The sequence below is a fragment of the Streptosporangium sp. NPDC006013 genome (assembly GCF_040614275.1).
In the GTDB taxonomy this organism is placed as follows: Bacteria; Actinomycetota; Actinomycetes; order Streptosporangiales; family Streptosporangiaceae; genus Streptosporangium.
Genome location: NZ_JBEXUE010000474.1, coordinates 1 through 7,710, shown reverse-complemented (window position 1 = coordinate 7,710; position 7,710 = coordinate 1). Strand labels below are relative to the sequence as shown.

Sequence of the window (7,710 nt, the reverse complement as noted above, 5' to 3'; positions counted from 1 at the left end):
GATGAAGAACTGCCTCATGATGAAGGTGGCCAGCACGCTGGGCGCGCCGAGGATCGGCACCAGGATCAGCGGCCAGTGCCCCGGAAGGCCACCCTGAGCCCCCTTCAGGGGCCTCCGCGGGCACCTCCGGTCAGGCGGGGGCGCGGCTTCAGACGTCGTCGGTGGTGAAGTGCTTGAGGCTGCTCCACTTGAGCCATTCCCGCCAGCTCTCCTGCCAGTGCCCCCAGCCGTTGGTGGGCTCCAGGACGCGGGGCGAGCCGGTGATGATGATCGGGTCCCCGATCAGGGTGTTGTCGAGGAACCACTTGGCGTTGCTCGGGCTGACGTTGACACAGCCGTGGCTGACGTTGGAGTAGCCCTGGGAGCCGACCGACCAGGGGGCGCTGTGGATGTACTCGCCGCTGTTGGAGATGCGGACCGTGTCGTAGACGGTCAGCTGGTAGTAGCCGGCCGAGCCGGGCCCGATGCCCGGAGAGGTCATCACCGTGACGTTCTCCCTGGACATCGCCAGGTGCACGCCGCTGGTCGTGTGGTACTTCCAGACGCCGCCCTGGCCCGCGCTCATCGGGATCTCCCTGACGATTTTGCCGTTGCGCCGCACCGTGAGGTGGTGGGAGGGAATGCTGCCCCGGGTGATCTGCGCGCGGCCGACCTTGAAGTTGACCGTCCGGTTCGCCGCGCCGTACAGGCCGGCGCCGCCACGCACCCCGGCCAGCCGGGCCTCGACCCTGACCTTGGTGCCCGAGGGCCAGAAGTTCTTCGGGCGGAAGTGCACGTTGCGGTCGTCGAACCAGTGCCACGCCCCCAGGACCGGCCTGGAGGTACGGACGAACAGGTTGCGCTCGACGGAGACGCGGTCGGTGACGGGGTGGTCGAAGGTGATCATCACCGGCATGCCGACGCCGACGGTCAGACCGGTCATGTCCCGGTCCGGCATGAAGCTCTCGATCGCGAAGGTCTCGCGGCCCTTCACCGTGGAGAAGGACGAGGTCGTCTGGGTGACGGCGCCCGCCGGATTGACCGCCGTCACCGAGACCTCGTAGGAGGCTCCTGGAGCCGCCGTACCACGACTGCGCCACTGTGTGCCGTCGGCGCTGAGAACGCCCGGCAGAGAGCCTTTGGCGCCCTTCACGGCCCTGACGGTGACCGACTTCAGAGTGCCGCCCTGCGCCGCGACCAGGACCGGAGTGTCCGTCGGCACTCCCCTGGCCCCCTTGAACGGTGCCACGGTGACCACGGCGGCGGCGGACTCCGCCTGCTGGGACGCCTGCGGCGTCTGATCCTCGCGTACGGCGGTGCTTGTCGAGCAGGAGGTCGTCACCAGCACGAGGGCCAGCAGTCCCGCTCCCTGGCTCGAACCACGGATCGCGTGCCCCACATGAACTCCCCTGTCCCGGACTGAACCACTGATTCAGTTATTACCCGGAGTAAGCGGTCCACCACATAAGACATCCACCCTGAGCCCCAAATAAACGCCAAAAAGCGGGCCACGGAAGTTTTTCCGTGGCCCGCTTTTCGCGGTGGGACGCGGGGTCAGTGCGAGAAGTTGCCCCGGTAGTACTCGAAAACGAAACCGATCATGCTCATGATGATCGCGAACACGCCGATCAGGAACAGCCACCAGCCGATGACCAGGCCGACCCCGGCGAGCGAGACGGCCAGGCAGACGAAGAGCGGCCACCAGCTGTGCGGGCTGAAGAAGCCGAGCTCTCCGGCACCGTCGCTGATCTCGCCCTGCTTGTCGTCCTCCGGCTGATCGCCGATGCGGCGGGCCGTGTACATCAGGTAGTAGCCGATCATGAGCGCGAAGCCCACCGAGATGGCCATCGCCGTCGTGCCGACCGGCTCCCTCGACCAGTACCAGTAGACGACGTCCACGGCGGCGAAGAAGACGCCGCAGAGGATGAACAACCAGCCCTGGACCTTCATCGGACCTCCTCCAGCTCACGGGGGGCCGGGGTGTGCGGGTACTTGAGGTCGAACGCCGGGCGCTCGGACCGGATGCGAGGCAGCGAGATGAAGTTGTGCCTCGGCGGCGGGCAGGACGTCGCCCATTCGAGGGAGTTGCCGTAGCCCCACGGGTCGTCCACGGTGACCTGCGGCGCGGTCTTGTGGGTCTTCCACACGTTGTAGAGGAACGGCAGTGTGGAGGCGCCCAGCAGGAACGCGCCCACCGAGGAGACCATGTTGAGGTCGGTGAACCCGTCGATCGGGCTGTAGTCGGCGTAGCGGCGCGGGAAGCCCTGCGCGCCCAGCCAGTGCTGGACCAGGAAGGTCGCGTGGAAACCGACGAACAGCGTCCAGAAGTGGATCTTGCCCAGCCTGTCGTTCAGCATCTTGCCGGTGAACTTGGGCCACCAGAAGTAGAAGCCGGCGAACATCGCGAACACCACGGTGCCGAACACCACGTAGTGGAAGTGCGCCACCACGAAGTAGGAGTCGGACACCTGGAAGTCCAGCGGCGGGGAGGCCAGGATGACACCGGTCAGACCGCCGAACAGGAAGGTCACCAGGAAGCCGATCGAGAACAGCATCGGCGACTCGAACGACAGGTGGCCGCGCCACATGGTGCCGATCCAGTTGAAGAACTTCACCCCGGTGGGCACCGCGATGAGGAACGTCATGAAGGAGAAGAACGGCAGCAGCACCTGGCCGGTGGCGAACATGTGGTGCGCCCACACCGTGATCGACAGACCCGCGATGGCGATGGTCGCGCCCACCAGGCCGATGTAGCCGAACAGCGGCTTGCGGCTGAAGACGGGCAGGATCTCGGTCACGATGCCGAAGAACGGCAGCGCGATGATGTAGACCTCGGGATGGCCGAAGAACCAGAACAGGTGCTGCCAGAGCAGCGCCCCGCCGGTGGCGGGGTCGAAGATGTGCGTGCCGAGCTTGCGGTCGGACTCCAGCGCCAGCAGCGCGGCGGCCAGCACCGGGAAGGCCATCAGCACCAGGATCGAGGTGAGCAGCACGTTCCAGGTGAACATCGGCAGACGGAACATGGTCATGCCGGGCGCGCGCATGCACACGATCGTGGTGATGAAGTTCACAGAACCGAGGATCGTGCCCAGACCGCTGATGGTCAGGCCGACGATCCACAGGTCGCCGCCGATGCCCGGGGAGCTGATCGCGTTCGACAGCGGGGTGTAGGCGAACCAGCCGAAGCTGGCCGCGCCGCCCGGGGTGAGGAAGCCCGACAGGGCGATGGTGCTGCCGAAGGTGAAGAGCCAGTAGCTGACCATGTTCAGCCGCGGGAAGGCGACGTCGGGCGCGCCGATCTGCAGCGGCATGAGCTCGTTGGCGAACCCGGCGAACAGCGGGGTCGCGAACATCAGCAGCATGACGGTGCCGTGCATGGTGAACAGCTGGTTGAACTGCTCGTTCGTGGTCAGCTGGAGACCCGGCTGGGCCAGCTCCGCCCGCATGATCAGCGCCATGACGCCGCCGATCAGGAAGAAGACGAACGAGGTGATCAGGTAGAGATGTCCGATGATCTTGTGATCGGTGGACGTCGCCCACTTGACGACGACCGAGCCCTTGCGGGTCGGCGCCGAGGGAAGGGGAACTGCTGGGTTATGTGCGGTCACTGGGCACCCGCCTGGCTAGCGATGTACTGGTCGAACTCGGCCTGGGACACGAGCTTCACCGAGAAGAGCATCCGGCTGTGGTCCACACCGCAGAGCTCGGCGCAACGGCCGGCGTAGATGCCTTCCTTGTTCAGCGTCTGGACCTCGAACTTGTTGTTCACACCCGGGATCACGTCGCGCTTGAAGTGGAACGCCGGGACCCAGAAGGAGTGGATGACGTCCGGCGAGTGGAGGTCGAACTCGACGTTCTTCTCGACCGGCAGCACCAGCTCGGGGCCCTTGGTGTAGTCGGCCGCGGGCAGGCCCACGACCTGGACGGTCTTGCCGTTGTACTCCGTCGTGAAGCGCCAGCTCCACTGGAAGCCCTCGACCTTGACCGTCACGTCGGGCTTGCCGGACAGGGTGTTGATGTAGTTCTGGTCCCGCGCGGTGAAGAAGAAGAACACGCCGACCATGATGATCGGCACCACCGTGTAGAGGATCTCGATCGGCAGGTTGTACCGCACCTGAGGCGGCAGTTCCTCCTTGGAGTTCTTCTTCTTACGGTGGAAGGCGACGGACCAGAGGATCAGACCCCACACGACCACACCGGTGGCGAGGGCGGCGATCCACGATCCGTTCCACAGGCTCTGGACGGATTCGGACTGCTTGGTGACGCCCTCGGGCAGGCCGCCTCGGGACCATTCTTCGGCACTGCACGCCGTCAGGGAAACCAGCAGCAGCGCCAGAGCGGCAGCGCGTGGCACCCGGCGGCGGGCCAACGGACGCCGTGCGGAACGGCGGGTCGGACTCACGGATCGCCTACCCCACAGATGAAGCCCAGGAGTCGCTCCTGGGCGGTCGTTTGTTCACGTTCAAGATTTGTAGTTCACAGCTTCACGCTGGGGGACACATTAGCGCGGACAACCGTCGCCCCCCCGCGCAGCCCCCGCCCGCACCACGCGTGGTGCGACGATTGGAGCGTGGCGTACTTCGACGCGGCCTCCACTGAGCCGCTGCACCCCCAGGCTCGGGAGGCTCTCATCGCGGCCCTCGACGTCGGCTGGGCCGACCCCGCGAGGCTGTACGGTTCCGCTCGCCGGGCAAGGATGTTACTGGAACAGGCGAGGACCGAGGTCGCCGAGGCCCTGGGCGCCAGAGCCGACGAGGTCTCGTTCACCTCGTCGGGCACCCAGGCGGTGCACCTGGGCGTGCTCGGCACCCTGCACGGGCGCCGCAGGAGCGGCCGCCGCCTGGTGACCTCGGCCGTGGAGCACTCCAGCGTGCTGCACGCGGCCGGCATCCACGAGCGCGACGGCGGCTCGGTCGAGACGGTCGGCGTCGGGATCACCGGCGCCGTCGAGATCGGCGCCTTCCGCGAGGCGGTTCTCGCCGAGGGCACCGCCCTGGCCTGTCTGCAGAGCGCCAACCACGAGGTCGGGACCGTCCAGCCGGTCGCCGAGGTGGCGGCGGCGTGCGCCGAGGCGGGGGTGCCGCTGCTGGTGGACGCCGCCCAGACCGCGGGCCGGATGCCGCTGCCCGGCGGCTGGTCGGTGCTGGCCGCGAGCGCGCACAAGTGGGGCGGCCCGGCGGGGGTCGGCGTGCTGGTGGTCCGCAAGGGCACCCGGTGGCGCAGCCCGCTGCCCGAGGACGACCGCGAGCGCCGCCGGGTCCCCGGTTTCGAGAACGTGCCGGCGATCGTCGCGGCGGCCGCCGCGCTGCGTGCCACTGTGGCCGAGTCGGCCGTGGAGTCGGCCAGGCTCTCCGCGCTCGTGGACCGCGTCAGGAGCGAGGTGCCCCGGCTGGTCCCCGATGTCGAGGTCATCGGTGATCCGGTCGTGCGGGCGCCGCACATCGTCACCTTTTCGTGTCTTTACGTGGAAGGTGAGGCACTGCTCACCGAACTCGACAAGGCCGGATTCTCGGTATCGTCCGGCAGTTCCTGCACGGCGAGTACGCTTCGTCCATCACATGTTCTGGAGGCCATGGGCGTGCTCACCCACGGGAACGTGCGGGTGTCGCTGCCCAGGGGCACCTCGGCGGCGGATGTCGACCGTTTCCTCGCCGTCCTGCCCGGCACGGTACGCAGGATCCGCGAGGAGGCGGGGGTTAAACTGTGATCAACACTTGGGAAGTGAAGACTCCATGACGTCCAGCCAGGCCAACCCGGCGGGATCGGCCCAGAGCCCGGCACTGACCATCGACGCGCTGGGCAAGAAGTGCCCGATTCCCATCATCATGCTGGCCGAGCAGATCAACTACGTGCCGCTCAACGCGATCGTCGCGGTCCTGGCCGACGATCCCGCCGCCTTCACCGACATCCCGGCCTGGTGCCGGCTGAAGTCGCACCACCACGTGGCCAGCTACGAGCTCCCCGAGCGCGGCTGGTCCATCCACGTGCGCCGCAACTACTGACTTGTCCTGAAACTGGGTATGACCCTCCCCGAAAATCCATCAAACGGTTCGGGGGGACAGTATGAGCGGCGAGACCGCCAGGAGTCTGATGCATGCCGGGGTCCGGTGCGTGGAGGCACACGAGACGCTCGACCGGGCCGCACAGATGATGCGCGACATGAACGTGGGCGCGCTACCCATCTGCGGCAGCGACGACCGGCTGAAGGGGATCATCACCGACCGCGACATCGTGGTCAAGTGCGTGGCCCATGGCATGGACCCGTCCAAGGTCACCGCCGGTGAGCTGGCGACCGGCCTGGTCTGGGTGTCGTCGGACGCCAGCGTCGACGAGACGCTGGCCAAGATGGAACAGAACCAGATACGGCGGCTGCCGGTGATCGAGGACGGCCGCATCATCGGCATGATCAGCGAGGCCGACCTGGCCAGGCACCTGCCCGACGACAAGCTCGCCGAGTTCGTGCACCGCGTCTACGCGAGCGCCTGACACCTTCCGGGACGGCATCCCGCCCGGCTGAGTGCCCGATGTCGGGTGATCTCAGCCGGGCGTGGCTCAGCCGCCGGTCCAGCGGTGGTCCGGGCCACCGGTGATCCCGGCGGTGCCCGGCGCCGGTCGGCCGCTGTCCGAGCGGCGGCTCAGGCGTGGTGGCACTTCACGAAGCCGGCCACCTCGGCCGCGGCGTCGGTGCCGTAGGCGTCGGCGAAGCGCTCCAGGAAGATCTTCTGGCCGAGTTCGTACTCCTGGCCGCCGACGCGCTCCAGCACGTGGGTGGCGGTGAGGTTGCCGACCTGGCCGCAGCGCTCCAGGGACAGGCCCCAGGCCAGCGCCGCCAGGAAACCGGACCTGAAGGCGTCTCCCACGCCTGTGGGGTCCGCCTTGCCGAGCTCGGGCGCCGGGGGGACGTGCAGCGGCGGCTCGTCCTTGCGGTCGATGACGACGCCCTTGGGGCCGAGCGTGGTGACCCGGACGCCGACCCGGTCGAGGATCTCCTCGTCGGCCCAGCCGGTCTTCTGCTCGATCATGCCCTTCTCGTAGTCGTTGCCGAACAGATAGGCGGCACCGTCGACCAGGTCGCGGATCTCCTCGCCGGGCATCCGCGCGAGCTGCTGGGAGGGGTCGGCGGCGAACGGGATCGCGCGCTGGCGCGCCTCGGCGGTGTGCCTGAGCATCGCCTCGGGGTCGTTGGGGCTGATCAGCACCAGGTCCAGGCCACCGAGCCGCTGGCTGATCGGGCCCAGCTCGATGAGACGGGCCTCGGCCATCGCACCGGTGTAGAACGACGCGATCTGGTTGTGGTCGTCGTCGGTCGTGCACAGGAAGCGGGCGGTGTGGTGCAGCTCCGAGACGTGGACGGAGTCGCAGTCGACGCCGTGGCGCTCCAGCCAGGAGCGGTAGTCGGCGAAGTCCGCGCCGACCGCGCCGACCAGGACGGGCCGAAGACCCAGGCAACCCATGCCGAAGGCGATGTTGGCCGCGCAGCCGCCGCGGCGGATCTGCAGGTCGTCCACGAGAAACGACAGGGAAATCCGGTGGAGCTGATCGGCGATGAGCTGGTCGCCGAAGCGGCCCGGGAAGGTCATCAGGTGATCTGTCGCGATTGAGCCGGTGACGGCGATGCGCACGGGGTTCTTCTCCTCGTTGTCAGCATCTCTGGGAACGTGGGCGATCGAGCCACGCAAGAATACGCGACCTTGTGGGCACGCGAAGGCCCCGCGCGGTGACGGGGGTGAC

General features: G+C 67.7%; 8 protein-coding genes. 3 read left to right on the top strand and 5 right to left on the bottom strand.

Annotation, left to right across the window (positions count from 1 at the left end):
* Positions 1 to 148: 148 nt before the first annotated feature.
* The 4 genes from ABZ260_RS42125 to coxB all read right to left on the bottom strand — a co-directional run bounded on the left by ABZ260_RS42125 (position 149) and on the right by coxB (position 4,333).
* Positions 149 to 1,378 (bottom strand): Ig-like domain-containing protein, encoded by a 1,230-nt coding sequence (locus ABZ260_RS42125; protein ID WP_355628991.1) that lies wholly within the window; start codon positions 1,376 to 1,378, stop codon positions 149 to 151.
* A gap of 155 nt (positions 1,379 to 1,533) precedes the next feature.
* Complete coding sequence (locus ABZ260_RS42120; RefSeq protein WP_350930306.1) at positions 1,534 to 1,929, bottom strand: cytochrome c oxidase subunit 4; 396 nt, start codon at positions 1,927 to 1,929, stop codon at positions 1,534 to 1,536.
* Positions 1,926 to 3,587 carry a cytochrome c oxidase subunit I gene (gene ctaD / locus ABZ260_RS42115; RefSeq protein ID WP_355628988.1) on the bottom strand — a complete coding sequence of 554 codons (1,662 nt, stop codon included), beginning with the start codon at positions 3,585 to 3,587 and terminating at the stop codon, positions 1,926 to 1,928. The genes ABZ260_RS42120 and ctaD overlap by 4 nt, the downstream gene beginning before the upstream one ends.
* A complete protein-coding gene (gene coxB / locus ABZ260_RS42110) occupies positions 3,584 to 4,333 on the bottom strand; it encodes a cytochrome c oxidase subunit II (RefSeq protein ID WP_355628985.1) in 750 nt (249 codons plus the stop codon). The genes ctaD and coxB overlap by 4 nt, the downstream gene beginning before the upstream one ends.
* A 216-nt stretch (positions 4,334 to 4,549) precedes the next feature.
* Here coxB and ABZ260_RS42105 point away from each other — a divergent pair, with 216 nt between their 5' ends.
* The 3 genes from ABZ260_RS42105 to ABZ260_RS42095 all read left to right on the top strand — a co-directional run bounded on the left by ABZ260_RS42105 (position 4,550) and on the right by ABZ260_RS42095 (position 6,465).
* Complete coding sequence (locus ABZ260_RS42105) at positions 4,550 to 5,686, top strand: aminotransferase class V-fold PLP-dependent enzyme (RefSeq protein ID WP_350930303.1); 1,137 nt, start codon at positions 4,550 to 4,552, stop codon at positions 5,684 to 5,686.
* A 25-nt stretch (positions 5,687 to 5,711) separates the two neighbouring features.
* On the top strand, positions 5,712 to 5,981 hold the full coding sequence (locus ABZ260_RS42100) for a sulfurtransferase TusA family protein (RefSeq protein ID WP_037970066.1): 270 nt from the start codon (positions 5,712 to 5,714) through the stop codon (positions 5,979 to 5,981).
* A gap of 61 nt (positions 5,982 to 6,042) precedes the next feature.
* Positions 6,043 to 6,465, top strand: coding sequence for a CBS domain-containing protein (locus tag ABZ260_RS42095; protein WP_355628982.1), 423 nt, complete (start codon positions 6,043 to 6,045; stop codon positions 6,463 to 6,465).
* A gap of 149 nt (positions 6,466 to 6,614) precedes the next feature.
* On the opposite strand, the gene ABZ260_RS42090 is transcribed toward ABZ260_RS42095, so the two are convergent.
* Positions 6,615 to 7,601 (bottom strand): carbohydrate kinase family protein, encoded by a 987-nt coding sequence (locus tag ABZ260_RS42090; protein WP_355628994.1) that lies wholly within the window; start codon positions 7,599 to 7,601, stop codon positions 6,615 to 6,617.
* Positions 7,602 to 7,710 lie beyond the last annotated feature (109 nt).

Coding starts and splice junctions, on each gene's coding strand:
- ABZ260_RS42120 (WP_350930306.1), bottom strand. CDS start 1,929: ATGAAGGTCCAGGGCTGGTTGTTCATCCTCTGCGGCGTCTTCTTCGCC.
- ABZ260_RS42100 (WP_037970066.1), top strand. CDS start 5,712: ATGACGTCCAGCCAGGCCAACCCGGCGGGATCGGCCCAGAGCCCGGCA.
- ABZ260_RS42095 (WP_355628982.1), top strand. CDS start 6,043: ATGAGCGGCGAGACCGCCAGGAGTCTGATGCATGCCGGGGTCCGGTGC.